Genomic DNA, 26,579 nt, shown 5'->3' on the forward strand with positions numbered 1-26,579 from the left:
CTCGAAAGCTGGAGGCCATGTTCGGCAGCGCGCATCCAATGGCTTCGGTTATGCGTAAGTTCGCCGTCTAGTAAAAATAATCTTAACGGTGGAACTCCAAATCATGTTCAAAATGAAATCTGTCATTGCCGCTGCAACCGCGTTCGCGGCCGGCGTTGCCGCCATTGGCGTTCAGGCATCGAGCCATCGCGAGGCGCCCTTCATTGCCGGCTCGCCGAAGGTCGACGGCACGGACTTCTACATGTTCCGTAGCTACGAGGCCGGCCGGGCCGACTTCGTGACCATCATCGCCAATTACCAGCCGCTGCAGGATTCATACGGCGGCCCCAACTACTTCACGATGGATCCCCAGGCGCTGTACGAAATCCATATTGATAATGACGGCGACTCCGAAGAGGATCTGACCTTCCAGTTCCGCTTCACCAATGCCTACGGGCAGGCCGACATCGCCGCGCTGGGCGTAGTCGATGGGCGCGTGCCGGTGACCGGCGGCCCCGACGGCGGCGTGCAGGTACCGCTGGCCAACATCGGCCCCGGTGCGGGCGCAGCCACTGGCGCGCTCAACGTGGTGGAAACCTACACCGTGACGGTGGTGGAAGGTGATCGTCGTTCCAGCACCGGCGCACAGGTGACCAACGCCAGCGGCGGCAGCGCAACGTTCACCAAGCCGGTCGACAACATCGGCAACAAATCCATTCCCGACTACGCCGGTTATGCTGGACAGTTCATCTACAACGTCAATGTCCCGGGCTGCGACGCGCCGGGCAAACTGTTCGTTGGCCAACGCCGCGAAGGCTTTGTGGTCAACCTCGGCCAGATCTTCGACCAGATCAACTTGAACCCGCTGGGTGCTCGCGACTCCGCCAGCAACATCATCGACGACAAGAACGTCACCAGCCTCGCTCTCGAATTGCCCGCGTCCTGCCTGGTCAATGGCGATGATCCGGTGATCGGCGCGTGGACTACTGCGAGCGTGCGTCAGGCGCGTCTGGTCAACCCCTCGCCCACAGGCCCGGTCGCCAGCGCCGATGGTGAAGGCCCCACCCTGCAAGGTGGCGCCTGGACGCAGGTCTCGCGCCTGGGCAGTCCGCTGGTCAACGAGGTCGTGATCGGCATCACCGACAAGGACAAGTTCAACGCCAGCGAGCCGAAGGACGACGTTGCCAATTTCGGAACCTACGTGCTGTTTCCGACCCTGCCGGTTCTGGTCAATGTGCTGTTCCAGGTGCCGCCGCCGCCGACCCCGCGCAACGATCTGCTGGCGGTCTTCGTCACCGGCGTGACCACGGGCCCGGATGACGTGATCCCGAACTTCAATTTCACCGCGCCGGCCAATCAGACCGTGGGCGGCGAGATGCTGCGCCTGAACACGGCGGTCGACCTGGTGGTTCCGGGCGCCGCCGGCTACAGCGATCTGGGCTTCCTGGGTTGCGATCTTGCCGGCTTCCCCAACGGTCGCCGTGTCACAGATGACGTCGTGGATATCGCGTTGACGGCGGTGGAAGGCGCGCTGCTCGGCGTCAATGGCGTGCAGACCTGCGATCTGAGCGGCGATGCCCCGATGGTGGCCAACGCGGGCACCGTGGTCAACGACGGTGCGCTGCCGGTCCTCACCGACTATCTCACCGCGTTCCCGTATCTCAACACGCCGATTCCGGGCAGCCCGTAAAGGAGGATACGACGATGATTGAAATTCGAATCCCTCTGATCGTTGCCAGCCTCGCCGGCACCTTGCTGGTGGCGGGTTGCGGCGGCAGCAGCGGCCGCAACCCGGAAACGCCGCGCACCGTCACCGAGGTGGTGATGGACGAGATCGATCTGAACACCAGCGAGACTGCCGAACCGATCGAGCTCAACGATCTGCCGGTCGAGGATGATCGCAGCGAAACCGGCGAACCCTCACAGGTCTGATCGGGGTTCGCACACGCGATGGCTTTGGTCTCTTCAGCCCCCTGCCAAAGGCAGGGGGCTCTGTTTTTTGGGGTCGCTCTGATCTGCGCGCTGGTCGCAAGCGCACCTGCGGAGGCGCAGCCTCACACGCCGGCGGATGACGAGGTGGTGCTGGAACGCCTGGTCGGCGCACCCCTGCGGCGACCGCCGCAGGCCGGCGCCAATCTCGACGTCGTGGTGCCACTGGCCCAGCGCCACATCGCGCAGGCGCGCCAGACCGGCGATCCGCGCGAGCTCGGCTACGCCCAGGGCCTGCTGCAGCCGTGGTGGAACGAAGTCGACGCACCGGTACCGGTATTGCTGCTGCGCGCTACCTTGCGCCAGGCACGGCATGATTTTGGCGGCGCACTCGAAGACCTGGACCGCGTCGTCGAGCAGCAGCCGCAGAACGCACAGGCCTGGCTGACGCGCGCCACCGTGTTGCGCGTGCAGGGACACTTCCCGGAAGCGCTGAAGGCATGCGGCGCACTCAAGGGTCAGGTCGACCCCTTCATCGACGCTCTATGCACACAAGCGGTTCGCGGTCTCAATGGCGAGCTGGCACCCGCGTTGGCAGAAATGGAGCGTATGCGGCCACGGCTTGCGGCGCAGCCGGTAGATATTGCAGCGTGGTTCGAAGCCGAACACGCGCTCATGGCGGTGCGCTCTGGTCGCGCCGAAGAAGCCCTCGCCCTCTATTCGGCGGCGCTGATCCGCCACCCTGGCGATCTAAATCTGAGAGCCGAGTATGCCGACCTGCTGCTCGACTCCGATCAAGCGACAACGGTCCTGGAACTGATCCCGGAGAGCGCCGGTGCCGATGCACTGCAGTTGCGCCGCGCGCTCGCCCTGCATGCACTGTCGGACCCGGCCTTTTCCGCGCATCACCAGCGCATCCTCGACGGCTTTGCGGCTGCACGCCGCCGTGACGAGGCGCTGCATCTTCGTGAAGAAGCGCGGTACCTTCTGGCGACCGCCGATGATCCGCGCGCAGCGCTGCAACTGGCGCAGCAAAACTGGCGCATCCAGCGCGAACCACCGGATGCGCGTGTGTTGCTGCAAGCCGCCGCTGCGGCGGGCGATTCAGCGGCGGCCGAGCCGGTTCGGCAATGGCTGCGGCAAACCGGGCTGGAAGACGCGCGCCTGACGACGCCATGAAGCAAATCCTTGGGCTGGTCGTCTTGATCGCGCTGCTGCTGCCGCCGTCGGCATCGGCGCATCGACCCAGCGACGCATTCCTGACGCTCGACGTCAACGGCGGCATGGTGAGTGGTCAGTGGGAAATCGCGCTGCGTGATCTGGCGGTCATGACTGACCTGGACGCCGATGGCAATCGAGAGTTGACCTGGGGCGAGCTGCGCCGTGCCGGACCCGCGCTGCAACAGACGCTGCTGCAACATCTGAAATTACAGGGCGACGGCCGCGATTGCGCGCTTCGGTTCGAGTCCCCGCTCGTGCACGAGCGCAGCGACGGGGCTTATGCGTGGTTCACGCTGAGCGCAACCTGCGCCGAAACCCCTCGAACGCTGGGTGTCGACTATCGCCTGCTGTTCGACGTCGATCCCACCCACCGCGGCCTGCTGACCCTGACCGCCGGCTCTGCCACGCACGCGCTGGTGCTGGGGCCGGACTCGGCGCCGAGCAGCATCGATCTCGCCAGCCCCTCGCCCTGGCGCACCTTCGGGGACTATCTGATCGAAGGCGTCTGGCACATCTGGATCGGCTACGACCACGTGTTGTTCCTGCTCGCACTGTTGTTGCCCGCGGTGCTGCGCTATGACCGTCATCGCTGGGTTGCACAGGAACGCCTGGCGCCCGCGCTGTGGAATGTCTTCGGCGTCGTCACCGCGTTCACGCTGGCGCATTCCGTCACCCTGACCCTGGCAGCACTGGGCCTGGTGAACCTGCCAATTCGCTGGGTAGAAGCGGCCATCGCGGCGTCGGTGCTGCTGGCTGCGCTCAACAACATCAAGCCGCTGGTCATCGGCAAGCGCTGGCTGGTGGCTTTCGCATTCGGCCTGATCCACGGATTCGGATTCGCGTCCGTGCTCGGCGAACTGGGCTTGCCGCAAGGCTTGCGCGTGGTGGCGCTGGCAGCGTTCAACCTCGGCGTGGAACTGGGCCAGCTCGCCATCGTGATCGTGGCAGTGCCGATCGCCTTTGCCTTGCGTGATACCTCCTTCTATCGGGTCGGCCTGCGCGTGGCCGGCTCCGCCGCCGTGGCGGTTCTGGCGACGCTATGGCTAGGTCAGCGGGTAGGCTTGCTGTCCGGGTGAAGGGGCTTTCCGTGCCCCGAAACGAACCTTTGAGGACGCGCCAAGAGCTTTCGCATGCCGCAGGGCCCGGCGCTGATCGAGCCTTGAAACTCAGCTTTTCGGCAGTTCGCCTGAGCGCAACCAAGCGCCCGCTCAAAACTCGGCTGCGATGGACAGGCGCAGCGCGCGCGGCTCCACCGGATGGAAGTGAAAGTCGCTCACCCCGCCGGCGTTCGCCTCGCCCGACCCGCAGGCCTCATCGGCCAGGCAGGATTCGTAGAAGTAGGTGATGTCGTTGTCGCCGGAATCGAAGACGTTGAGCACGGTCAGGGTCGCGGTGTAGCGCTGCCACAGGCGGTAGCCGAGCTGCGCGTTGACCACGGTGGTGGCCTCCGAACGCGCGCTGTTGTCTTCGATCAGCGGGCCGCCGCCGAGGTGACGCAGGCGCAGACCAGCGCTCCAGCCACCCGTCTCCGGGACAGTCAGGCCCAAGGAGAACGTGTTCTCGATGGAGTTGGGAATGCGATCTTCGGGACCGGGCACGTCCAGCCGTGCATGGGCGTAGGCGTAATCGGCATCGAGGATCAGCCAGTTCAGCGGCGCCCAGTACGCCGACAGCTCGACGCCGCGGCGCTTGCTGGCAGCGCCCGCTTCGTTGTTGCCGGCGTCGCCGACATAGACCAGTTCGGAATCGAAATCCAGCCACCACAGCGCGGCGCTCAGGTGCAGGTTCGGTACCAAGGCGTTGTGCAGGCCCAGCTCGCCGCCACGCGCACGCACCAGCGGATCGACCGGGTCGGTGGGTGTCACGCCGTCGGCGGGATCGATGCGGGTCAGCACGCCGCGTGCGTCGTTGCTGTGAAAACCCTGTCCGTAGTTGAGGAACAGGCGGGTGTCGGCCCAGGGCCCGAAGATCAGCGCTGCCTTGGGGCTGAAGATGGCGTCATCGTCGTCACCGGAATTGGCGTCGAGGCCGGCGTCGACGTCGAAGCGGTAGACGTCGCCACGCACGCCGACCTCGGATCGCAGCCAATCGGTCCAGCGCTGGGTGCTGCTCAGATACACGCCGACGCTGGATTCGCGCACCGCGTCCTCGCGCACGGTGTCCAGCGGCGCGCGCGCGCGGGTCAGGTACAGGCCGACGCGGTCGATGTCGTCGTGGCGCAGCTGCACGCCCAGGCGCAGGTCGGCCTGCACGGCGGTGGGCAGCGCCCAGTGCCGGTGCGCGTTGAGGCCGTACACCCGGCGGTCGTCGAACTGGCGGAACTGATCGCCGTTGACCGCGTCGGCCAGGAAGTAGGTGAAGTTGGAATACAGGTCCATGCGGTAATCCAGCGCATAGGCCTGCGCCTGCCAGTGCGCGCCGTCGCTGGCGCCGCGCCATTCCAGATTGGCGCTGTAACGGTGGACCTCGCCACCATCGCTGGGATCGACGAAACCCAATCGGCCGATGCTGCCATCCTGCACCGCACGCAGCGGAATCTGGTCGGGGGCGGTGTAGTCGATGTCGTAGCCCATCAGCGACGCAGTGAATCCGCTGGCGGCATCTCCTTGGTTGTAGCGCAGGATGCCGGCGTACTTCTTCTGGTCGGATTCCAAGTCGTAGGGGCCATCGTAGCGGGTGGCCTGCAGGCCCATCAGCAGGCGTCCGTCGCCGAGCGTGGGCGAACCCGCGATCAGCCCGCTACGATAACCATTCTCGCCACCGGTGGCGCGCACCAGCGTGTGCGGCAGCTCGTCGACATAGCGCAGGTTCGCCGAACCGGCCGCCCCGAAGTCACCGACCTCGGCGTAGTACGGCCCCTTGCGATAATCCAGCGAGCCGATCAGCTCAGGGATGATGAAGTTGATGTCGGCATAGCCCTGGCCGTGACCATGGCTGCGCATGTTCACCGGCATGCCGTCGACCTCGGTGTAGAAGTCGGTGCCGTGATCGAGGTTGAAGCCGCGCAGGAAATACTGGTTGGCCTTGCCCTCGCCGCTGTGCTGGGTGGCGATCAGGCCGGGCACGAACTCCAACAGTTCACCGGAACGTGCGATCGGGCGCTGCGCCAACTGTTCGGCCTGCACCCGGCCTTGGGTGGCCGATGCCCCGCTGTCCTGCCCCACCACACGGATCGTGTCCAGCTCGACAACCGGCAGGCCGCCAGCGCCGGAACTCTCCATCCACACCACCGACAGCACTCCGGCAGCTAGAGCCGTTCCACGTATGTTCATGTGCTTCCCTTGAGCCGGAAGCTGGCCTCTTACGTATCGTTATGGCTTTACGTCCTCGCGCAGAAATTGGACGCAGACCGCGACTACCCTTGGCTTCGCGACACTGTTTCTGGCTCAGCAAGCATCCGCGACGAGATGTCGAAATCGGTTCAGCGCAAGACCGCAACATTCGGTGCGGCGACGAACAGTGCTGCGTACCGTGGTGGCCTGAACACATCCGGGGCTGAACTGGGCTCGACGGTGATTGGAAACCCGACGTGCATGCCGAGCTGTATGACCGCTCGTTAAACGCCATGCAAAAAAGCTAGTTGCGAACGACGCTAACTACGCCCTCGCCGCTTAATCCCGGCGAGCGGTTGCCCAGGTGGTGTTGATGCCCCTGAAGCAGCCGTCGACTCTCATCAACTAAGCTCGAAGCGCGCCCTTCGCCTGGAGTCGAAAACCCCAAGGGGATAAGCGTCAGCGATCCCTGCCTGTCGGGGAGCTGGCGATGAAAACCAAAGACCGGCTAAGCATGTAGATCGAAGGACGGAAGGTTGTCGGACGGGGGTTCGATTCCCCCCAGCCCACCAGTTCGAAGTCGTCCTAGGCCAGCGTTGCCCACGCTGGCCTAATCTTTTTGTGCGCCGTTTCGCCATACGGCCTGGGCAGGTGCTCCGCGCTACCTCGATGCCAGCTGATCCAGGTCCACGTTCTCACCCAGCATCAGGTCTTCGCGTGCGGCGAAGGCAGGCTTGATCCACCACACCAGCAGCGGCAGCACGATCAGCGCCAGCAGCATGTTGATGAGCATGATCGCCACCAGCAGCAGGCCCATGTCCGCCATGAACTTGAGGTCGGATAGGAAGTACCACGGCAGGATACCGACGAGCATGATGGTGGCGGTGAACATGATAGCCTTGCCGGTGGTGGTCAGCGCCGCGTGGATCGCCAGCCCCCAGTCCTGTCCATGAGGATTGAATTCCTCGCAGATGCGCGACAGCAGGTAGATGCCGTAATCGATGCCGACGCCGACGCCGATCACCGCCACGATCACGGCGTTGATGTCCAGGCCAATGCCCAGCAGGTGCATGGTCGCCAGCAGCAGAAAATTCGACAGGTTGACCGGCACCAGCAGGATCACTGCGGCGACCGGCGAGCGATAGGCGTAGGTGGAGATGATCAGCACCGCCAGGTTCACCAGGCCCAGGATGAACCAGTGATAGCGCGACACCACCTCGTTCATAGCCTGCTGCAGCGCGATGAAACCGCTGGCCAGGCGCACGCGGAATAGGTCGTGCTCGACACCCACCGCTTCCACCGCGCGCCGCGCGCTGGCCAGGGCCAGGTCTACCGTTTCCTGCTTGTTGTCGGCGTACCACAGCGAGATGGTGGAGTCCTGCTGTTCAAAGTCGACGATGTGGCCAAAGTTGACCGGGCTGGTGCCGACTATCACCGCATGTCCGGCCGCGGTGATGGATTCGGCATCTGTGTCCAGCGGCATCCACTTGGGACTGCCGCCGGACATCAGGCGATTGCCTTCCTTCATGTAGTCGCTGAATGACAGGGTGGCGCGCGGCCGCAGGTCGGGATCGTTCTCCACCATCTGCTGGATGCGTTGCGAGATCTCGTACACGCCGGGTGTGCGTGCTACCCGCACTTCCAGATCGAACTCGCGTGCCTCCATCACGATTTCCAGCGTATTCACGCCGGGAAAGTGGCCGTTGATCGCCCGTACCGCGGTATTGAAATCCGAATCCGGCCACAGCAGGTTGCTGCCCTCCACCGGGTTGCCGATGCGGATCAGGGACGCGGTGTAAACAGCACCCACCGCGATGACCAGCATCACCACGCTAGTGATCGGCGCCAGACGGCCATGACTGAGCGCGGACACCCGACCAAGTACGCGCTTCTGCAGCGCGTGAAAACCATGCGCCTGTTCGCCCTGGGTCACGATGTGTTCCAGATTGCGTGGCGTGGGCAGCCACGACAGCAGAATCGACGCCAGAAAGATGCCGGTGGGGATGATGCACAGCGCCCAGAAGCCGCAGAAGATGGCGTGGCGCACCATGGTGTCGATGGGCGCCACCGCGATGAACACGATGCCGAACACATCGGTGAGGATGCCCAGCACCGACGGCGCCATCATGATGCCCATGGTGATCTCGGCTGCCTTGCGCTTGTCGCGGACTTTGACCAGCACTTCGTAATAGCGCTCGGTGTACTGCACGCAGTGCGAAAACGAGCGTGCCACCAGCAGCAGCGGCACGATCATCAGCAGCGGCTCCACCGGGTGGCCCAGCCAGCCGACCATGCCGAACCCCCACACCGCCGCCACCAGACTGCAGACGATGGGCGTGACGATGCCGGCCAGGTTGCGCATGTACAGCATCAGCGCCAGGGTCAGCGCGCCCAGGGTGACGAAGAAGATGCCGTAGGTCTGCTGCTGCAGGCGGTACACCCAGCCGGTCAGCATCGGCTGGCCAGCCAGGTAGATGTCGTGATGCTCGTCGTCTGCACGCTCGGCGATGGCGCGCACGAAATCGAACGCCACGCCGTAATCCAGGCGGTGTTCGATGAAGGTTGCGTTGATCAAGGTGGCGCTGTGATCGCCCGAGATCATGAACACGCGAACGTTGGGCGAACGATCCACGCGACGACGAAAATCCCGGATCTCGTCGGCCGTGCGCGGCGGTTCGTTGTCCATCAGCGGGCGCATGTCGACGCCGCGTGGCGTGGCCTCGGCGTAGCGCGCCTTTTCGGTCGTGATCGACAGGATCTGGTCGTGGTCCACGCCCGGCGTCAGGTCGATGTCGCGCGTGAGTTGCCAGACCTTGTTCAGGGTATCGGCGTTGTAGATGTCGCCGTCGACGCGCTTGACCATCACGCTGATGGTGAGCGGGTTGCCGAAATTGGGATGATCGCGAAACGTCTGTACGAACGGGTCGTCCTTGGGCAGCAGGTCGGAAAACACCGTGCGGATGTCCACGCCGGGCAGCCCCGCCGCAAAGCCTGCGGTCATGGCGAAGAACGCCGCGGCCACCGCGTTGCGATGGCGCATCACCCAGGCCGCGATGCGATACCGCAGCGCTTCGATCTTCACCGCCGATTCTGCGCTGATCACCCGTCCCGCCCGCCCTAAGTTGGGTCCGCCGCGGGCCCGGTCTGCCGATGCTAGCGCGGTATCGGCAGCGTCGCCGCGGCATCAGCCGCTAAACTTCGGTGCTGCGCCGACGCCGGCAACAACAAAACCCGCTTCAAGGAAGACCCGATGAAAACCCGCATTACCGAAATGCTTGGCACGAAGTACCCGATCATCCAGGGCGGCATGATGTGGGTCGGCCGTGCCGAACTCGCCGCCGCGGTTTCCAACGCCGACGGCTTCGGCATTCTCACCGCACTCACGCAGCCGACGCCCGAGGATCTGGTCAAGGAGATCGCGCGCTGCCGCACGATGACCGACAAGCCCTTCGGCGTGAACCTCACGATTCTGCCCAGCGCCAAGCCGCCGCCGTACGAGGCCTACCTCGACGCCGCGCTCGACAGCGGCATCAAGGTGCTGGAGACCGCTGGCAACAACCCGAAGGAGTTCATCGCCAAGGCCAAGGCGCGCGGCGTGAAGATCATCCACAAGTGCACCGCGGTGCGCCACGCCTTGAGCGCGGAGCGCAACGGCGTGGATGCGATCTCCATCGACGGCATGGAATGCGCCGGACATCCGGGCGAAGACCAGATCGGCTGCCTGATGCTGTTCGCCATCGCGGCGAAGAAGGTGAAGATTCCGCTCATCGCCTCCGGCGGCATCGCCGATGGCGCGACCATGGCCGCGGCGTTCGCGCTGGGCATCGAGGGGGTGAACATGGGCACGCGCTTCTGCGCCACGGTCGAGGCGCCGATCCACGACAACATCAAGCAGCTGCTCGTGAAGGCGAGCGAGCGCGACACCAACCTGATCTTCCGCACCCTGCACAACACCGGCCGTGTGCTCAAGACGCCGGTCAGCGACGAGGTGGTGGCGATCGAGAACCGCCCGGGTGGCGCGAAGTTCGAGGACATCCAGCACCTCGTATCCGGTGCCAAGGGTCGCGTTGCGCTGGAAACCGGCGACGAAAAGGCAGGCCTGATCTGGGCCGGCCAGAGCGTCGGCCTGATCAATGACATCCCGACTTGCGCCGATCTGATCGAACGCATGGTCGGCGAATGCCGCGAATATCTGGCGCAGGCGGGACGCCGCGTTGGCTGATCGCATGCCCGCCACCGGCTCCAACCTGGAGACGCGCCGCTATGCGGGAACCGAGGGCCTGAGTCTGTGTGCCGACGTTGGCGGCGACCCGACACATCCGCCGGTGATCCTGCTCCACGGCGGCGGCCAGACCCGGCACTCCTGGGGACGCGCACAGCGCGAACTGATCAACAGCGGCTATCACGTCGTCAACCTCGACGCGCGCGGCCATGGCGACAGCGACTGGTCACCGCAAGGGCATTACCGGCTTGAACACCTGGCCGCCGATCTGCGCGCCGTCATCGACACCCTGCCGACACCACCGGCGCTGGTCGGCGCCTCGATGGGCGGCGCCACCGCGCTGTTCGCCATCGGCAACTGTGCCGCGCCCATTGCGCGCGCACTGGTGATGGTGGACATCGTGCCGCGGGTGGAGGCCGAGGGCGGCCAGCGCATCGGCGCCTTCATGCGCGCCAATCCTGAAGGCTTTGCCACGGTGGCGGAGGCCGCCGACGCGGTGGCCACGTATTACCCGCATCGCCCGCGGCCGAAGAACCCCAGCGGGCTGATGAAGAACCTGCGCCGGCGCGACGACGGCCGCCTGCACTGGCACTGGGACCCGCTGATCCTCGAACAGCCGGAAAAGCCCGAACCGCCAAGCTTCACCGACCGCTTGCTCGCGGCCTGTGCCGGGGTTCAGGTCCCCACCCTGCTGGTGCGGGGACTGAACAGCGACATCGTCAGCGACGCAGGCGTCGCCGAGTTCAAGACGCATTTGCTGCAACTGGAAGTGTTCAACGTGGCCGGGGCCGCCCACATGGTCGCGGGCGACCGCAACGATGCCTTCAACCGGGGCGTCATCGGCTTCCTGCGGCGCCAGCACTGAGAACCTGTCCAACAACCTACTGCGCTCGGCATTTCGCGTCCGTACGGTGCTCGAAATGCTCACGTACTTCTATGTACGCTCCGCTTTCTGCGCTCCGCCGAACGCGAACTCACCGACGCTCGCTACCGATTTTGGACAGGTTATGAGCCGCGCGTTGCGGCTTTCAGCCGGGCTTGCGCACGCGCGCGGTCGAGGCCGGGTATTTCTCCAGCAGCGCCTGCGGACGACGCGGCCGCACCAGCAACTCGCCGCCGCAGTTCGGACAGCGCCCGGCATGTGCATCCTCGGCGCAACTGGCGCAGAAGGTGCATTCGAACGAGCAGATGCGTGCACGCTCGCTGCCCGGCGGCAGGTCGGCATCGCAGCGTTCGCAGTTGGGTCTGAGTTCGAGCATCGAAAATTCCGGCGGGGTCCGCGCAAATTGTCGGCGCGGATGTCGATTCCCGTCGCGCCCGTTCGTCGTCTGATCAGGAACCCGCGACATTCCGTATGCGTTCCTTGATTTGACACACAGGATTACGACCATGCCTCGCATGCCCAGCGTGACCGCTACCCGCTTTACCACCGCCCCGCACAAGGCCGGCCGCCGGCCCGACACCCCTGCGCAGTGCAGCCGCGCGGAGTCAGTGGCCGCAGAATTCTGATCTGCCGCTGCCCATCCGCCCCACAACCCGTCCAAGGCCCCGGGATGAACACCGCCACCTCCACCGCCGATCTGCATCGCCGCATCGAAACCGTGTGGCGGATGGAATCGGCGCGCATCGTCGCGGTGCTGTCGCGCATGCTGCGCGACGTCGGACAGGCCGAGGAGATTGCCCAGGACGCGCTAGTCGCCGCCCTCGAGCAATGGCCGGCCGACGGCGTTCCGGACAACCCGGGAGCATGGCTCATGACCACCGCCAAGCATCGCGCCGTGGATCTGTTGCGGCGACTGGCCCTGCACCACCGCAAGTCGCCCGCGCTGACCTTCGAAATAGAAACCCAGCTCGCCGACGCCCAGGCCGAGATCGACGCCGGCCTGGACGACCCTATCGGCGACGACCTGCTGCGCCTGATGTTCACCGCCTGTCATCCGGTGCTGTCCACCGAAGCGCGGCTGGCGCTGACCCTGCGCCTGCTCGGCGGCCTGAGCACCGAGGAAATCGCCCGCGCGTTCCTGGCCGCCGAATCCACCATCGCACAGCGCATCGTGCGCGCCAAGCGCACGCTGGCCGAAGCGCGGGTGCCGTTCGAATTGCCCGATGCCACCGAGCGCAAGGCGCGCCTGGGTTCGGTGCTCGATGTCCTCTACCTGATTTTCAATGAAGGCTACGCCGCCACCGCGGGCGACGACTGGCTGCGTCCCGCGCTGTGCGAAGAGGCCCTGCGCCTGGGCCGCACCCTCGCCGAACTGGCGCCTGGCGAATCCGAAGTCCATGGCCTGGTCGCGCTGATGGAACTGCAGGCCTCGCGCAACCGCGCCCGGGTGGACGCCCAGGGCGAGCCGATCCTGCTGCTGGAGCAGAACCGCGCGCGCTGGGATCGGCTGCTGATCCAGCGCGGCCTGAACGCGCTGGAACGCGCCGAAAAGCTGGGTGGCGCGCTGGGGCCTTACGCCCTGCAAGCGGCCATAGCCGCCTGTCACGCCCGCGCCCGGACCGCAGAGGAAACACCCTGGAAACGCATCACCGCGCTGTACGACGCGCTGGCACAGGTGTCGCCCTCGCCGGTGGTGGAACTCAACGCCGCGGTGGCGGTGGGCATGGCCTTTGGCCCGCAGGCAGGCCTGGAGCTGGTGGATGCATTGATGGACGACCCGCGCCTGCGCAGTTATCACTTGTTGCCCAGCGTGCGCGGCGACCTGCTGTTCAAGCTCGGACGCCTGGGCGAGGCGCGCACCGAATTCCTACGTGCGGCGGAACTGACGCAGAACCGACGCGAGCAGGCACTGCTGCATGCCCGTGCCGGCGCCTGTGAAAGCGCTGCCGATGCGTCGTCGCCATGACCATGACCTGGCAGGTCATCGCGCAAGCGCGGCGCTGGCCTTAACCTTCAATCCTTGCTCTCACCGGAGTCCCCGACATGGCCCATATGCTGCTGATACTGGAAGAAAGCCAGATGCGGAGCAGTCGTCCCGCCGGCCTCGCCCAGGAACGCTACGAACAGATGATGGCCTACGGCGACAGCCTCAAGGCCCGTGGCGTCTACGTGGCCAGCGATTCGCTCGGCAGCGACAGTCTTGGCGTGCGCATCAGCTCACGCGAAGGTCGGCGCAGCGTGGTCGACGGCCCGTTTGCCGAGGCGCGCGAAATCGTCGGCGGCTATTTCCTGCTGAATTGCGCCACCCGCGAAGAAGCCATTGCACTCGCCCACGAATGCCCGGCCTGCAACTGGGCGACGGTGGAAGTGCGCAACGTCAGTCCCTGCTACATGGATGCCGCCGCGGATGACGCGGCTCTGGGCGATGCTGCCACGACGGATGCGCCGGCAGACGTGGCGCGGGCAAACGCGGCCTGAAGGCACAGCACAAGCGTCGCGGTCACTGCCCCGTGGGCCGGATACGGGTGTCGGTCGCTAGAATGACCGGATGGCGCTGAGTCGATACCGCTACTGCACCGATCACCCAAGGCTGCTCGATACCCTCGCATCGCGCGATTTCCTGATCATCCAGGACATCGACGGCGTGTGCATGGGCCTGGTGCGCGATCCGCTGACGCGCCGCCTGCCGGCCCGCTATGTCCAGGCGGCACGCCGGCTGGCGGACCGTTACTACGTGCTCACCAACGGTGAACACGTCGGTCGCCGCGGGCTCAATCTCATCGTTGAAACGGCGATGGGACACGGCGATCCGGACCGCGCCACAGACTCCTACCTGCCCGGCCTGGCCGCCGGTGGCGTGCAACTGCAGAACTGCCATGGCGAGGTGTCGCACCCCGGCGTCAGTGCGGCTGAACTCGACTTTCTGCGTGCAGTGCCGGACAAAGCCGCCGCATTTCTGCATGACGTTCTGGCGGCCGCCCCGTTCCTGTTGTCCGCCAGTGAGATCGCCGCCCTGAGTGCGACGATGGTGCTCGACAACCTGGCGTCGCCCAGCCTCAATCTCAATCCCTTCCACGCACGCTATGGCGACCAGCCGGCGCCGTACCGGCATCTTCAGGCGCAATGCGCGCAGTTCATGCTCACCCTGCAACAGCAGGCCGAGGCGGCGGGACTGGGCGATTCCTTCTTCGTGCATTACGCGCCCAACCTGGGGCGCGACGATAGCGATGACGAGCGCATCAAGCTGGGTGCGGGGCGTGATGCCGGCACCACCGACTTCCAGTTCATGCTCAAGGGCGCGATCAAGGAAACCGGCGTGCTGGTGCTGCTCAATCACCATTACTTCCGCCGTACGGGACGCTGGCCGTTGGGCGAGGAATTCAATGCGCGAGCGGCACCGCGCGACGCCGCCGCGCTGCTGCACCTGGCACGTGAACACTTCGATCCGAAGTACATGCCCTGCCTGGTCGGGGTTGGCGACACCGTGACTTCGATTGCGCACGCGCATGCCGATGGCACGACCGAGATGCTGCGCGGGGGCAGCGACCGCGGCTTTCTGAGCCTGGTTCAGGAACTCGGCAGGGCCTTCGATACCGACAACGCCGTGCTCTATGTCGACAGCAGCCGCGGCGAAGTGCGGCGCCCCGGCCTGGACGCCGCCCACCTGCAGCGTTGTGCCGCGGACCCCGCCCTTGCGCCCTGGCCGGGACTGCAGCACATCAGCGATCCGCTGGACCCGCTGAGCCTGAACTTCGTGTTTCCCGGCGGCCACGAACAGTACGTGGATTTCTTCTGCACGCTGGCACAACGGGCCGCTCCGACCTCGCCCCGACCTCGTAGTAGCGCCGTAGCCCGAGCAAAACCCGGGTTCGGCACCTGATCAAAGCGCCCCGGCCCCGGGTTGCACCCGAGCTACTCGCTGGAGATCGGCGTTCGCCGGCATGACGTTTCCGAATCTGGGAATCGCATTGCTGGGGCGATCACCTAGCAATCTCCCCACGGCGGAATCCCGGTTGGTACGTGCGAACATCGGCTGCGGTCATTTGCGCGCAGAAGGCCGCCCGCCATGACGGGTGCCAGCGCGCCGAACATCAAACTGTGCTGGAGGAACCATGACACAGAACACTGCGCAGCCCGAAGAATTCGAGCTGGTGATCGTCGGCGCAGGATTTGCCGGCCTGCAAATGTTGCATCGCGCACGCAAGCAAGGCCTGAAGGTGCGCCTGTTCGAAGCCGGCAGCGGTGTCGGCGGCACCTGGTACTGGAACCGCTATCCGGGAGCACGGGTGGACCTGGAGAGCCTGGAATATTCCTACTCGTTCTCCGAAGAACTGCAGCAGGAGTGGGAATGGACCGAGCGCTACGCCGCCCAGCCCGAGCTGCAGCGCTATGCCGATCACGTCACCGATCGTTTCGACCTGCGTCGCGACATCCGCTTCGACAGCCGCGTGCTCGAAGCGGTGTTCGACGAACACACGCATCGCTGGACGCTGCGCACCAGTGCCGGCGAACAGGTGCGCGCGCAGTTCTGCGTGATGGCCACCGGCCTGCTGTCGGCGCCCAACAAGCCGAAGATCGACGGCATCGATTCCTTCCGCGGCCCGCAACTGATGACGTCGATGTGGCCCAAGCAGGACATCGACCTGAGCGGCAAGCGGGTCGGCATCATCGGCACCGGTTCGTCCGGCATCCAGTGCATCCCCGAACTGGCGAAGCGGGCGGCGCACCTGACCGTGTTCCAGCGCACGCCGGCTTTCTGCATCCCCGCGCGCAACGGTCCGCTGGACCCCGAATACCAGCGCGCCATCAAGGCCCGTTATCCCGAGGTCCGGGAGCAGGAGATGCAGACGTTCGCAGGGTTCGTGTCGCTGGCGTTCCTGGACGCGCCGCCGTCCACCCAATCGGCGCTGGAGGTACACGAGGCCGAGCGCCTGGCCGAGTACGAGAAGCGCTGGGCCGCGGGCGGCCTGTGTTTCTACACCGCCTATCCCGATCTGCTGATGGACGCGCGCGCCAACGAGAGCCTGGCCGAGTTCGTGCGCAACAAGATTCGCCAGCGGGTCAAGAACCCCGAGGTCGCCGAGAAACTGGTGCCCAAGAGCTATCCCATCCTCACCAAGCGCCTGTGCGCGGACACCCAGTACTACGAGACCTATGATCGCGACAACGTGACCCTGGTGGATGTCAGCGAATCACCGATCGAGCGGATCACCCCCGCGGGCGTGCAGGCGAACGGTCAGGTCCATCCGCTGGACGTGCTGGTGTTCGCCACCGGCTTCGACGCCATGTCGGGCGCGCTGGATCGCATCGACATCCGCGGCCGCGGCGGCAAGACGCTCAAGGCGCACTGGAAGGATGGCCTCAGCACTTTCCTGGGCATGATGAGCAGCGGCTTTCCCAACATGATCTACATGAACGGGCCGGGCAGCCCCAGCGCCTTCTTCAATCCCATCCTGCTCGGCGAATACCAGGCCGACTGGATCATCCGCTGCATCGAGACCCTGCGGACTCGCGGTCAGGACTGCCTGGACGCCACCACTGAGGCCGAAGCCGCATGGGTGGCACACAGCGATGAAGTGGCCGCGTACACGCTGTTCGCCAAGGGCCACAACTGGTACATGGGCGACAACATTCCCGGCAAGCCGCGGCGCATGCTGGTGTACCTGGGCGGCTACGCCAGCTATCGCGAGTGGTGCGAGACGGCGCTTGCCAATGGTCTGCAGCAGTTCGAGGTCAGCGCGGCGAGCGACACCGCGGTGGCCACAACCTAGATCGCTTCGCGAAACCAGCGGCGGACCGCACGGCGGGTTGAACTACGCCGCCTGACGCGCCGCCGGTTCCGGTGCGCTCGCCGCCGCGGGCCAGCCGATGCAGGAGTCGTGCGCGCGAAAGTTGCGCAGCCACCAGGCCCAGTCTTCCGGCACCAGCGAGAACGGGTCCTCGTGTGCCAGTTCGCGCGCGGCCCACACCGGCCAGTGCGGGTTGGCCAGCGCCGGCCGTCCCAGCATCACCAGATCGATCAAGCCTTCGCGGATGACCTTGTCGGCCACCGCCGGCAGACCCAGGTTCCAGCTCGTCGCCACCGGAATGCCCACCTCGCGTTTCAGGCGGGTGGCGCGCTCGACCATGAAGGCAAGGTCGCCGAAAGGCACCGGGTTCATCTCGTCGGTGTTGAAGCCGATGCTCAGATCCGCCAGGTCCAGGCCGTGTTCTTTCATCATTGTCACGGCGGCGATGGACTCGTCGAACTGCACGCCCTGGGGGTGCAGGTCGTCCGAGCCCAGGCGCATGGTCAGCGGCAGGCGCTCGGGCCAGACCTTGCGCACGGCGTCGAGCGTTTCCAGGTGAAAGCGCACCCGGTTCTGCAGGCTGCCGCCGTACTGATCGTTGCGCTGATTGGCCAGCGGTGAAAAGAAACTGGACCCCAGATAGCCGTGCGCGAAGTGCAGTTCCAGCCACTCGAAACCGGCCTCGAGCGCACGCCGCGCGGCGTCGGCAAAGGCGCCCTGGAGGGTCTTGATCTCGTCGATGCTCAGCGGATGCACCGGATAGGTGCGATGCCCGCCATAGGGGATCGCCGAAGGTCCTACCACCGGCCAGCCCTCGGGGTGATCCGGTGGCAACTGCGCGCCGCCTTGCCAGGGCTTGAGCTCGCTGCCCTTGCGCCCGGTGTGGCCGAGCTGGATCGCGGGCACCGCGCCCAGGTCCTTGATCAGTGTGGTGACGCGGCGCAAGCCCTCGATTTGCGCATCGTCGTAGATGCCGCCGCAGCCCACGCTGGTGCGGCCGTCGCGGGTGATCGCTAGCTGTTCGGGAAAGATCAGCCCGAAGCCGCCGGCCGCGCGCGAACCCAGCAGCATGATGTGGTAGTCGTTCATCAGGCCGTCGACCGACCGGTACATGGTCATCGGCGACATCGCGATGCGGTTGCGCAAGGTCACGCCCTTGAGCGTGTAGGGACTGAACAGCTCCGGCATGAGATCGGCTCCATGGAACAAGGTGCGCTGCAATTCGCAGCAACCGCCGTGCCGACGGCATGATTTCCGGCACGGGATCGGGTCTGGCCTCACAATTCGCGCCCCTTGCCGATCTGGCCTGGGGCCATCAAGGACATGCCGTGTCGACCCGACCCTTCACCGATCTTGCGCTGAATCCCGCGCTGCTGCAGGCCCTGGCCTGGCTGAACTACACGCAGATGACGCCGATCCAGGCCTTGAGCCTGCCGCCGATGCTCGAGGGCCGCGACGTCATCGGCCATGCGCGCACCGGCAGCGGCAAGACCGCCGCCTATGGCTTGGCCCTGCTGTCGCGGCTGGACCCCGCGCTGCCCCGGACCCAGGCACTGGTGCTGTGCCCCACGCGCGAGTTGGCCGACCAGATCTCCAAGGAGATCCGTCGCCTCGCGCGCGGGCTGCCCAACATCAAGCTCACCGTGCTCAGCGGCGGCATCGCCCTGCGCCCGCAGCTCGCCTCGCTGGAGCACGACCCGCACATCGTGGTCGGCATGGCCGGTCGCATCCAGGAGCACCTGGAGCAAGGCACGCTCAAGCTGCAGGACTTGAAGGTGCTGGTGCTCGACGAGGCCGATCGCATGCTCGATGGCGACTTCGAAGCCGCCAGCCGCGCCATCGTCGAACAAGCCCCCGCCAGCCGCCAGACCCTGTTCTTCTCGGCAACGTTTCCGGATGCGGTGCGTGTGCTGAGCCGCCGTCTGCAGAAGGACCCGGTGGAAGCCAGCACCGACACCGCGGCGGTGTCACCCGAAGTGCAGCAGACCTTCTACGAGATCGATCCGCTCAAGCGCCTCGACGCGCTGGCCCACCTGCTCAGCTCGCATCGCCCGGAGTCGGCGCTGGTGTTCTGCCACACCCGCAAGGATGCGCAGGAGGTGGAAGCCGATCTGGCCCGGCGCGGCTTTGCGGTGCTGGCGCTGCACGGCGACATCGAACAGCGCGAACGCGACGAAGTGCTGGTGCGCTTCGCCAACGGCAGCTATCGCGTGCTGGTGGCCACCGACGTCGCCGCCCGCGGGCTCGACATCAAGAACCTTGCGGCGGTGATCAGCTACGAACTGCCGCTGGACCCCGATCTGCACGTCCATCGCGTGGGCCGCACCGGCCGCGCCGGACAAAGCGGCATCGCCCTGCATCTGTTCAGCGCGCGCGAGCACAGCCGCGTGGCCGCCATCGAAGCCCGTCTGGGTATCGAGATCGCCGCGCAGAAACTGCCGCTATCGTCACGCACCCAGGACCGGCCGGTCGCGGCGACCGTGGTGACCCTGTGCATCGACGGCGGCCGCAGCGACAAGCTGCGCCCCGGCGATCTGCTCGGCGCGCTCACCGGCGACGCCGGCATCGCCAAGGACGCGGTGGGAAAGATCAATACCTTCGACACGCGCACCTACGTGGCCATCGACAAGTCCGTCGCCGCGCTGGCACTGAAGCGCCTGCGCGAAGGCAAGATCAAGGGCCGCAACTTTCGCGTGCGACCAATCGACTGAGTGCCCGGCGACTCGTGCCGGCCAACCCCAGCTCAAATGTCATTAACCACGTAGAACCGGCGCGCAGTCTTTCCTACGGAACGTAGCTGGCGAGGCTCGCCGCCGGCTCCGGCACGCCGAAAGCCCAGGCCATTGGCGTGCTGAGCACATCGATGCGCTGAATCGGCGCGTCAGCGGGCACGTTGACCACGTAGGTTTTGAAGCTGTCACCGTCGTTGGGATTGCCTGAGTCCGGATTGAAGTCGCCGCGGGTGGGATGGGCGCCGCCCGGATAGTCGAAATTGCGGAAGGCGCCCTGCAGCAACACGTGCCGCACGGTGCCATTGGTGTAGCGCACCCGCAGGGTGTAATCGCAGCCGGAATTGGAACAGAACCAGCGCCCCTCGCCGGACCCGTTGTAGGGGGATCGGTAATGCCGGATCAGGCTTCGCTGCGCGGGGTCTTGCGGGTCGATGGTTCGCAGCAGGTTGCCGGTGAACGCGAGCGGCGGATAGATCTGGGTGGCGCCCGCAGTACCCGGCCGGCTGATGGTCAGCGCGATGGCGTAGACCGGCACGTCGCGCGTGATCGGCAGACCGCCGTTGAATCCATATTGGGCATTGTTGGTGGTGGTGGGCGTCACGTTCACCCAGCGACGGTCGACCCCGTCCCAGCGCTTGTAGCCGCCCGGGAAACCCGCATCCCTGACCACATACCCGCCGTCGTACTCGTGCTCGCCGTCCTCATTGATGGTGGTCAGGCCCTCGAAGTGGCGCTGCATCACCGCCGTGCTGTAGTCGGAGAACGTCGCGAAGCGATAGCCATCGGCCTGATCGCCCGATCCGCTCTGCATGGGGTCCTGCTTCACGCAGCGATTCTGCGCATCGATGGCGCGCGGATTGCCGGCGTACTCGTCGCTCTGACAACCCGGAAATTCCCGCGCAGTAACCGGGATGAACGGCGCCAGGAACTCGCGCCGCGTCGCGTCATAACCCCAGGCGGAGCCATCCAGACTTCCCCACTCGTAGGGGTACTCGCCGTCGTCGAACGCCTCACCCACATGCGGCAGGCCCATGGCGTGCCCCTGCTCGTGGATGAAGATGCCGCGATAGGCGTCGTCACCGGTGCCGAAATCACCGCCCAGCGATCCCAGACCGCCCGCCGGGCTTCGGTACTGCCCCGCCGGGTTCTGCGCGATCAGCGGCGCGTAATACTGGTAGGCCTGCGCTGAGTCGCCGTTGGCTTTCATCATCTCGCCCAACAGGCTGAGCACCGAGCCAAGCTGCGCAAAGCCCTGCGCGGCGGGCGCATCGGTGCTGGTGACGACCGCGGCCGGCGCCGTGCCGCTGGGCCGTATCACCAGCGCCGGCCAGCTCACGCGCTGCGCAGGGTGGGTGTCCACCATCAGGGCCGCGACCGGCCATTTCTCGAACATCTCGTTGACGGTGGCAGCATCCGGCTTGGCGGTCTGTGCGAACGGTCGATCCCCGTCATCCGCGCCGAACAGGTAGAACGGCAGCACGCGCACGGTGACCGGCATGTCTGCGCTCACCGCCACACTGCGAAAGGCGCTCGGCGCGTAGTTGCGCGCCGCAACTCGTAATTGCAGACCAGGCTGCAGCCACGCGCCCGGCAGCATCGCGCTGTAACGATTAGCGGCATAAGCAGGGCCGCCGGCCTCGGTGGGCGGCAGGAAATTCGGCGCATCGAGTGCCAGCTCACCGAGCTTGCTGCCAGCCAGCCAGCCCTCGATCACCGGCTCAAGGACATCCGCCTGCGCAATGCCGGCCATCACCAGCGTCCGCCGCCGGCCGACGAAGCGCAGCGCCTCGTTGACAGGCTCGCCGTCGATGTTGGTCATCGACCAGGACTTTCCGCTCTCGGGCAGCACATGCGTTTGCGCCAACTCCAGCACGCTCAAGCTCAGCGGCGTCAGTACCGTAGCGACCGGCGTCGCACTGACAGAATTCGAAGCCTCGCCGGTGCCCGCTGCGTTCACCGCACGCACGACGAAGGTATAGGTCGAGCCATTGACCAGGCCGGTCATCGTGGCCGCGGTCGCGGTGACGCCGGTGCGCACCGGTGTGGTCGACGGTGCCGCCGGAGGCAGGCCCTGGTAGATGGAATAGCTGGTCGCGCCCGAGACCGCGGTCCAGCTCAGTTGCACCTGCATGTCCCCAGCCGTCGCCGTCAACGAGGTGGGCGCTGCCGGCAGCGAGGCTCCGGTGCCCTCGGGCGCGCCCGGAGAATCACCCCCGCCCCCACCGCCTCCGCAAGCCGAAATAACTGCGCAGCAGATAGCCAGCCAGGCGGTATGGATGATGGATTTCACGAGTGCTCCCGAGCGCAAGGTCATGCGGATGCCGCACTTGAAACCAACTCGGGGATCGAGGACGGGCTACGCCCGGCAAGCGGTCGCCATGGGCGAGCGAGCGGAGCCAATGGAAGTAACGGCGGTAATTGCTACCGCCGGTTCGGGCAGTCCCGCATCCGAGCCGCGCCGGAGGTGCATTCACCCAGAACATTCGCTGGGCTGGGAAACGACCTGCCCATTGCGGACTGATCTCCCCAGGCCGACGGCAAGTAACCTTCTGCAGATTCTCGCCTGATGCCGGTGGTGAATGCTGAACCGCGCGCCAACGAACCCTCATCGGTTCGGCGCTGAGCTGCCCAAAGCGAACTGTACGGCTTACAAGCCAGCGACCCGGTTTCCGTCGTCCGCAACTTGGCCCTTGCCAACGAGAATGTCGGTAGTTTCGTCGCGAGTCCTGATGAAGGTCGGCTTGATCAACCAAACCAGCAAGGGCAGTACGACGAGCGAAAGCACCATGTTGATGAGCATGATGACCACGAGCAGCAGGCCCATGTCGGCCATGAACTTCAGTTCCGACAGAAAATACCAGGGGGCAATACCGACGAGCATGATCGATGCCGTGAACATGATCGCCTTGCCCGTCGTCGTCAGAGCCGCTTCGATGGTCGCCTCCCAGACACCGGAATGGCGATGGAACTCCTCTCGTATTCGGGATAGCAGGTAGATGCCATAGTCGATGCCAATGCCGATCCCCATCACGGCGACGATCGTGACGTTGATGTCCAAACCGATGCCCATCGTCTTCATGACGGCCAGCTGCAAGAAGTTCGACAGGTTCACAGGGATCAGGAGCAGGACCGCGGCCGCAAACGACCGATAGGCGATCGCAGCAATCACGGCAATTCCGAGATTCACCAGCCCGAATACCAGCCAGTGGTATCGATGAACGACGTTGTTCATCGCCTGTTGTAGCGCGATGAGACCCGATGCCATGCGGATACGGAATCCCGGATGATCCACACCCACTTGATCGACGGCTTTACGGGCGCTCGCCAAGGCATGATCGACCGTTTCCTGTTTGTTGTCGGCGTACCAGAGCGAGACGGTGGAGTTTTGCGCGACGAAGTTCACGACATGGCTGAAATTCATCGGGCTGCTGCCGAACATCACCGCCATCCCGGTCGTGTACGCCGCTCTCTTGTTGAGGTCGAGCGGAAGCCACTGGGGATTGCCTCCTGCCCAAAGTCGATTCGCCTCGGACATGAACCGCCCCGGTTTTCCCGGAGGCTCGTTGTTGTGAGTCACGCCGCGAGGGCGAGACTCGGGATTTGTGAATAGTAGGCAGCTTCTGCTTCGGCGGGTGGGATGTTGCCAAGCGGTTCCATCAGTCGGCGATTGTTGTACCAGTCCACCCACTGCAGCGTGGCCCACTCGACGTCTTCGCGGCGTTGCCAGGAAGGCCGCCGGTGAATCACCTCGGCCTTGTACAAGCCGTTGATGGTCTCGGCCAGCGCGTTGTCGTAGGAATCGCCCACACTGCCCACGGAAGGTTCGAGACCCGCGTCGGCAAGACGCTCGGTGTAGCGGATCGACACGTACTGGACACCTCTGTCGCTGTGATGCACCAGCCGATCCGGGCCGACCGGTTTGCGCTCATGCAGCGCCTGCTCCAGCGCGTCGAGCACCAGGTCGGTCCGCGCCGAGGACGAAGCCCGCCAGCCGACGATGCGCCGGGCGAAGACGTCGATGACGAAGGCGACGTAGACGAAGCCCTGCCAGGTCGACACGTAGGTGAAGTCCGAGACCCACAGCTTGTTCGGCCGATCCGCCTTGAAGTGACGACGGACATGATCCAGCGGGCAAGGTGCGTTGGCATCACTCACCGTCGTGCGCACCGACTTGCCGCGGATGACGCCACGCAAGCCCAGGCGCTTCATCAGGCGCGCCACCGTGCAGCGGGCCAGATCAAAGCCTTCGCGCCGCAGTTGCCGCCACACCTTGCGCACGCCGTAGACCTGGAAGTTTTCGTTCCAGACCCGTTCGATCTCCGGCACCAGCGCTCGATCTCGCTGGTCCCTCGTAGAACGGCGCTGTGGGTCTGCCTCGCGAGCCGCGTGGGCGTAGTACGTCGACGGGGCAATCGGCAGCACCTTGCAGATCGGCTCGACCCCGTGGACCGAGCGATGCTCGTCGATGAACGCCTTCATCGTTTGAACGGGCGGTCGAGCTCCGCCTGCGCAAAATACGCTGACGCCTTGCGCAGGATTTCGTTGGCTTGGCGCAGCTCGCGATTCTCGCGCTCCAGCGCCTTGATGCGCTCGCCCTCGGCCGTGGTCAGGCCGGGCCGCACGCCGGCGTCACGCTCGCCCTGGCGCACCCAGCGCCGCAGCGTCTCGGCCGTACAACCAATCTTGGCGGCAATCGATTCGATCGCCGCCCACTGCGAGGTGTGCTGCGCCGCGTGCTCCGCCACCATCCGGACCGCGCGCTCCTGCACTTCCGGGGAATACTTCGATGCTCTGGTCATGGCTCCATTCTCTCAAGTGAGGGAGCCTCCGAGATTCCCGGGGCGGTTCAGACATGTAGTCGGAGTAGGACAAAGTCGCGCGTGGTGGAAGAACAGGATCGGATTCCATCAATGCCTGGAGCTGCAGGCGAACGGCGTACGCCTCAGGTGACCAGGCAGTTCGGTTGCTATTGTCATCAGGGTTCTTCGACTCGATCACGAGTTCCAGTGTGTTCATTCCCGGGAAGAGCGAATTGATTGCTCGGACGGCGCGATTGAAATCCGAGTCATACCAGAGCAGGTTGGAGCCCTCGGTGGGGTTGCCTATCTTGATATGGAAGGTCTCGTAAGCGGCCCACGCGCCGACGACGGTGATCGTCAAGGCGGTCCACTTGGCGGATCGGCCGAAGGTCAGCCGTGCAACCTTCCTGAGAAGACGTTTCTGGAGCAGATGAATCCCGGACTCCCTGCTTTCCCCGCCCGAAATGCGCTCAAAGTTCTTCGGCACCGGCAGAACCGACAGCAGCAGTGCCGCAAGGAATACGCCTGTCGGGATGATCCAGAGCGCCCACGCTCCGCAGAACAGCGCGTGATTATGAAGGGTCACGATCGGGGTAATGGCAATGAACACGATGCCGAACACGTCGGTCAGGATGCCGAGTACGGACGGCGCCAGCATGACGCTCAACGTGGCCTCGGACGCTCTTCGCCGGTCTCCGACGTGAACCAGGATCTCGTAGTAGCGTTCGGTATACTGGATGCAATGCGAAAACGTGCGGGCCACCAGTAGGAGCGGCACGATGGTCAGCAGGGGCTCGATCGGACGCTGTAACCAGCCGATGAAGCCGACTCCCCATATGGCGGCAACAATGGCGCAGACGAGCGGCATCACCACACCCGCCACGTTACGCATGTAGAGGATCAACAGAGCCGTCAGCAGGCAGAACGTGATACCGAAGATCGCGTAGGTCTGCTTCTGAAGGTGATAAACCCAACCGATCAGCGTGGGTTGGCCGGCAACGAAGATTTCGTGCGCAACGTCGGACTCTTTCCTGACAAGGTCTCGGATGACATCGAACTGGACGCCAAAGTCGACGTGGTTGTGGAACGAGGCCTGAATCAGCGTCGCGGTCTCATCCCGCGACACGAAAAAAATACGGGCATTTGGCGAGCGCTCGACTCGATCCCGGAATTCCTTGATCTCTGCCTGGGTCACGGGCACCCGATCAACCATCAAGGGAAGCACGTCCATCCCGCGTGGCGTGGCCTCGACGTACCGGAGCTTCTCGGTCGAGATCGACAGCAGCTGGTCGTGATCAAGTCCCGGCGTGAGATCCACGGCACGCGTCAGCGTCCACACCTTCTGCAGTGTTTCCGGGTTGTAGATCGTGCCGTGCCTGCGCTTGATGACGATGTAGACCGTCAGCGGATTCCCGAAATTGGGATGGTCGTAGTAGACCTGCACGAATGGGTCGTCCTTGGGAAGCAGATCCTTGAAGACCGTTCGAATCTCGGCGCGGGGTATGCCGGCCAGAAAAATCACCGAGATCAGAAGAAACAGTACGGCGACCAATGCGCGGTGGCTCATCACCCATCTGGCGATGTGGTCGCGCAGCGGCTGCGGGCTCACCAACGCTCACCCGTGCCCGCTAGGGGCGGGCCCAGTAGATGAGCCGAGGTCTCAGAGGAGTCATCGCGCCGTGTCATTGGATTCTTGCGGTTCTCACGACGAACGTGGCGCACCAGCCACCCTGAACTGTACGACCCGTTACCG

The 26,579-nt window shown here is 65.1% G+C and carries 19 protein-coding genes, 1 other RNA gene and 1 other annotated feature; of the genes, 12 read left to right on the forward strand and 8 right to left on the reverse strand.

Annotated features, from left to right (window positions below):
* Nucleotides 1–112 precede the first annotated feature (112 nt).
* From ACOOHP_RS12010 to ACOOHP_RS12025, 4 genes are all read left to right on the forward strand, one after another.
* Nucleotides 113–1,669 (forward strand): DUF4331 domain-containing protein, encoded by a 1,557-nt coding sequence (locus tag ACOOHP_RS12010; RefSeq protein ID WP_420466660.1) that lies wholly within the window; start codon nucleotides 113–115, stop codon nucleotides 1,667–1,669.
* A gap of 14 nt (nucleotides 1,670–1,683) precedes the next feature.
* Entirely contained in the window at nucleotides 1,684–1,911 is a 228-nt protein-coding gene (locus tag ACOOHP_RS12015) for a hypothetical protein (RefSeq protein ID WP_420466661.1), read from the forward strand.
* A gap of 144 nt (nucleotides 1,912–2,055) precedes the next feature.
* Entirely contained in the window at nucleotides 2,056–3,087 is a 1,032-nt protein-coding gene (locus tag ACOOHP_RS12020) for a hypothetical protein (RefSeq protein ID WP_420466662.1), read from the forward strand.
* A complete protein-coding gene (locus ACOOHP_RS12025) occupies nucleotides 3,084–4,205 on the forward strand; it encodes a HupE/UreJ family protein (protein ID WP_420466663.1) in 1,122 nt (373 codons plus the stop codon). The genes ACOOHP_RS12020 and ACOOHP_RS12025 overlap by 4 nt, the downstream gene beginning before the upstream one ends.
* Before the next feature lie 132 nt (nucleotides 4,206–4,337).
* Here the strand turns inward: ACOOHP_RS12025 and ACOOHP_RS12030 are convergent, their stop codons facing one another.
* Complete coding sequence (locus tag ACOOHP_RS12030; RefSeq protein ID WP_420466664.1) at nucleotides 4,338–6,401, reverse strand: TonB-dependent receptor; 2,064 nt, start codon at nucleotides 6,399–6,401, stop codon at nucleotides 4,338–4,340.
* A gap of 219 nt (nucleotides 6,402–6,620) precedes the next feature.
* Between ACOOHP_RS12030 and ssrA the strand changes: the two genes are divergently transcribed.
* Nucleotides 6,621–6,973, forward strand: a transfer-messenger RNA (tmRNA) gene (gene ssrA, locus ACOOHP_RS12035).
* Between the two features lie 89 nt (nucleotides 6,974–7,062).
* Here ssrA and ACOOHP_RS12040 read toward each other — a convergent pair.
* The gene (locus tag ACOOHP_RS12040) at nucleotides 7,063–9,504 is read right to left on the reverse strand and encodes an efflux RND transporter permease subunit (protein ID WP_420466665.1); all 2,442 of its coding nucleotides are present in this window, start codon (nucleotides 9,502–9,504) and stop codon (nucleotides 7,063–7,065) included.
* Nucleotides 9,505–9,651: 147 nt separating this feature from the next.
* Here ACOOHP_RS12040 and ACOOHP_RS12045 point away from each other — a divergent pair, with 147 nt between their 5' ends.
* Both ACOOHP_RS12045 and ACOOHP_RS12050 read left to right on the forward strand, forming a co-directional pair.
* Complete coding sequence (locus ACOOHP_RS12045; RefSeq protein ID WP_420466666.1) at nucleotides 9,652–10,623, forward strand: NAD(P)H-dependent flavin oxidoreductase; 972 nt, start codon at nucleotides 9,652–9,654, stop codon at nucleotides 10,621–10,623.
* A complete protein-coding gene (locus ACOOHP_RS12050) occupies nucleotides 10,616–11,488 on the forward strand; it encodes an alpha/beta fold hydrolase (protein ID WP_420466667.1) in 873 nt (290 codons plus the stop codon). The genes ACOOHP_RS12045 and ACOOHP_RS12050 overlap by 8 nt, the downstream gene beginning before the upstream one ends.
* Before the next feature lie 163 nt (nucleotides 11,489–11,651).
* Here ACOOHP_RS12050 and ACOOHP_RS12055 read toward each other — a convergent pair whose 3' ends face one another.
* Nucleotides 11,652–11,882 carry a DUF1272 domain-containing protein gene (locus tag ACOOHP_RS12055; RefSeq protein WP_420466668.1) on the reverse strand — a complete coding sequence of 77 codons (231 nt, stop codon included), beginning with the start codon at nucleotides 11,880–11,882 and terminating at the stop codon, nucleotides 11,652–11,654.
* A gap of 294 nt (nucleotides 11,883–12,176) precedes the next feature.
* Between ACOOHP_RS12055 and ACOOHP_RS12060 the strand changes: the two genes are divergently transcribed.
* From ACOOHP_RS12060 to ACOOHP_RS12075, 4 genes are all read left to right on the forward strand, one after another.
* Complete coding sequence (locus ACOOHP_RS12060; RefSeq protein WP_420466669.1) at nucleotides 12,177–13,472, forward strand: RNA polymerase sigma factor; 1,296 nt, start codon at nucleotides 12,177–12,179, stop codon at nucleotides 13,470–13,472.
* A gap of 77 nt (nucleotides 13,473–13,549) precedes the next feature.
* On the forward strand, nucleotides 13,550–13,984 hold the full coding sequence (locus ACOOHP_RS12065; protein ID WP_420466670.1) for a YciI family protein: 435 nt from the start codon (nucleotides 13,550–13,552) through the stop codon (nucleotides 13,982–13,984).
* Between the two features lie 70 nt (nucleotides 13,985–14,054).
* Nucleotides 14,055–15,386 carry a glucosylglycerol 3-phosphatase gene (gene stpA / locus ACOOHP_RS12070; protein ID WP_420466671.1) on the forward strand — a complete coding sequence of 444 codons (1,332 nt, stop codon included), beginning with the start codon at nucleotides 14,055–14,057 and terminating at the stop codon, nucleotides 15,384–15,386.
* Between the two features lie 232 nt (nucleotides 15,387–15,618).
* On the forward strand, nucleotides 15,619–17,277 hold the full coding sequence (locus ACOOHP_RS12075; RefSeq protein WP_420466672.1) for a flavin-containing monooxygenase: 1,659 nt from the start codon (nucleotides 15,619–15,621) through the stop codon (nucleotides 17,275–17,277).
* 42 nt (nucleotides 17,278–17,319) lie between these two features.
* Here the strand turns inward: ACOOHP_RS12075 and ACOOHP_RS12080 are convergent, their stop codons facing one another.
* The gene (locus ACOOHP_RS12080) at nucleotides 17,320–18,483 is read right to left on the reverse strand and encodes an NADH:flavin oxidoreductase/NADH oxidase (RefSeq protein ID WP_420466673.1); all 1,164 of its coding nucleotides are present in this window, start codon (nucleotides 18,481–18,483) and stop codon (nucleotides 17,320–17,322) included.
* 140 nt (nucleotides 18,484–18,623) lie between these two features.
* On the opposite strand from ACOOHP_RS12080, the gene dbpA reads away from it, so the two are divergent.
* Nucleotides 18,624–20,006, forward strand: coding sequence for an ATP-dependent RNA helicase DbpA (gene dbpA, locus ACOOHP_RS12085; protein WP_420466674.1), 1,383 nt, complete (start codon nucleotides 18,624–18,626; stop codon nucleotides 20,004–20,006).
* Nucleotides 20,007–20,079: 73 nt separating this feature from the next.
* Here the strand turns inward: dbpA and ACOOHP_RS12090 are convergent, their stop codons facing one another.
* The 4 genes from ACOOHP_RS12090 to ACOOHP_RS12105 form a co-directional block, all read right to left on the reverse strand.
* Nucleotides 20,080–22,341: a M66 family metalloprotease gene (locus tag ACOOHP_RS12090; RefSeq protein WP_420466675.1), complete on the reverse strand. Its 2,262-nt coding sequence runs from the start codon at nucleotides 22,339–22,341 to the stop codon at nucleotides 20,080–20,082.
* Between the two features lie 333 nt (nucleotides 22,342–22,674).
* On the reverse strand, nucleotides 22,675–23,562 hold the full coding sequence (locus ACOOHP_RS12095; protein ID WP_420466676.1) for an MMPL family transporter: 888 nt from the start codon (nucleotides 23,560–23,562) through the stop codon (nucleotides 22,675–22,677).
* A gap of 38 nt (nucleotides 23,563–23,600) precedes the next feature.
* A protein-coding gene (locus tag ACOOHP_RS12100; RefSeq protein WP_420466979.1) for an IS3 family transposase occupies nucleotides 23,601–24,775 on the reverse strand; the annotation gives its coding sequence in 2 pieces (ribosomal slippage) (nucleotides 23,601–24,541 and nucleotides 24,541–24,775; 1,176 coding nt in all).
* Nucleotides 24,432–24,548 (reverse strand) — a sequence feature (AL1L pseudoknot). It overlaps the preceding gene by 117 nt.
* Complete coding sequence (locus ACOOHP_RS12105) at nucleotides 24,657–26,435, reverse strand: efflux RND transporter permease subunit (RefSeq protein WP_420466677.1); 1,779 nt, start codon at nucleotides 26,433–26,435, stop codon at nucleotides 24,657–24,659. Before ACOOHP_RS12105 ends, ACOOHP_RS12100 begins: the two co-directional genes overlap by 119 nt.
* Between the last annotated feature and the right edge of the window lie 144 nt (nucleotides 26,436–26,579).

The sequence above is a fragment of the Panacagrimonas sp. genome (assembly GCF_965216805.1).
Lineage (GTDB): Bacteria > Pseudomonadota > Gammaproteobacteria > Nevskiales > Nevskiaceae > Panacagrimonas.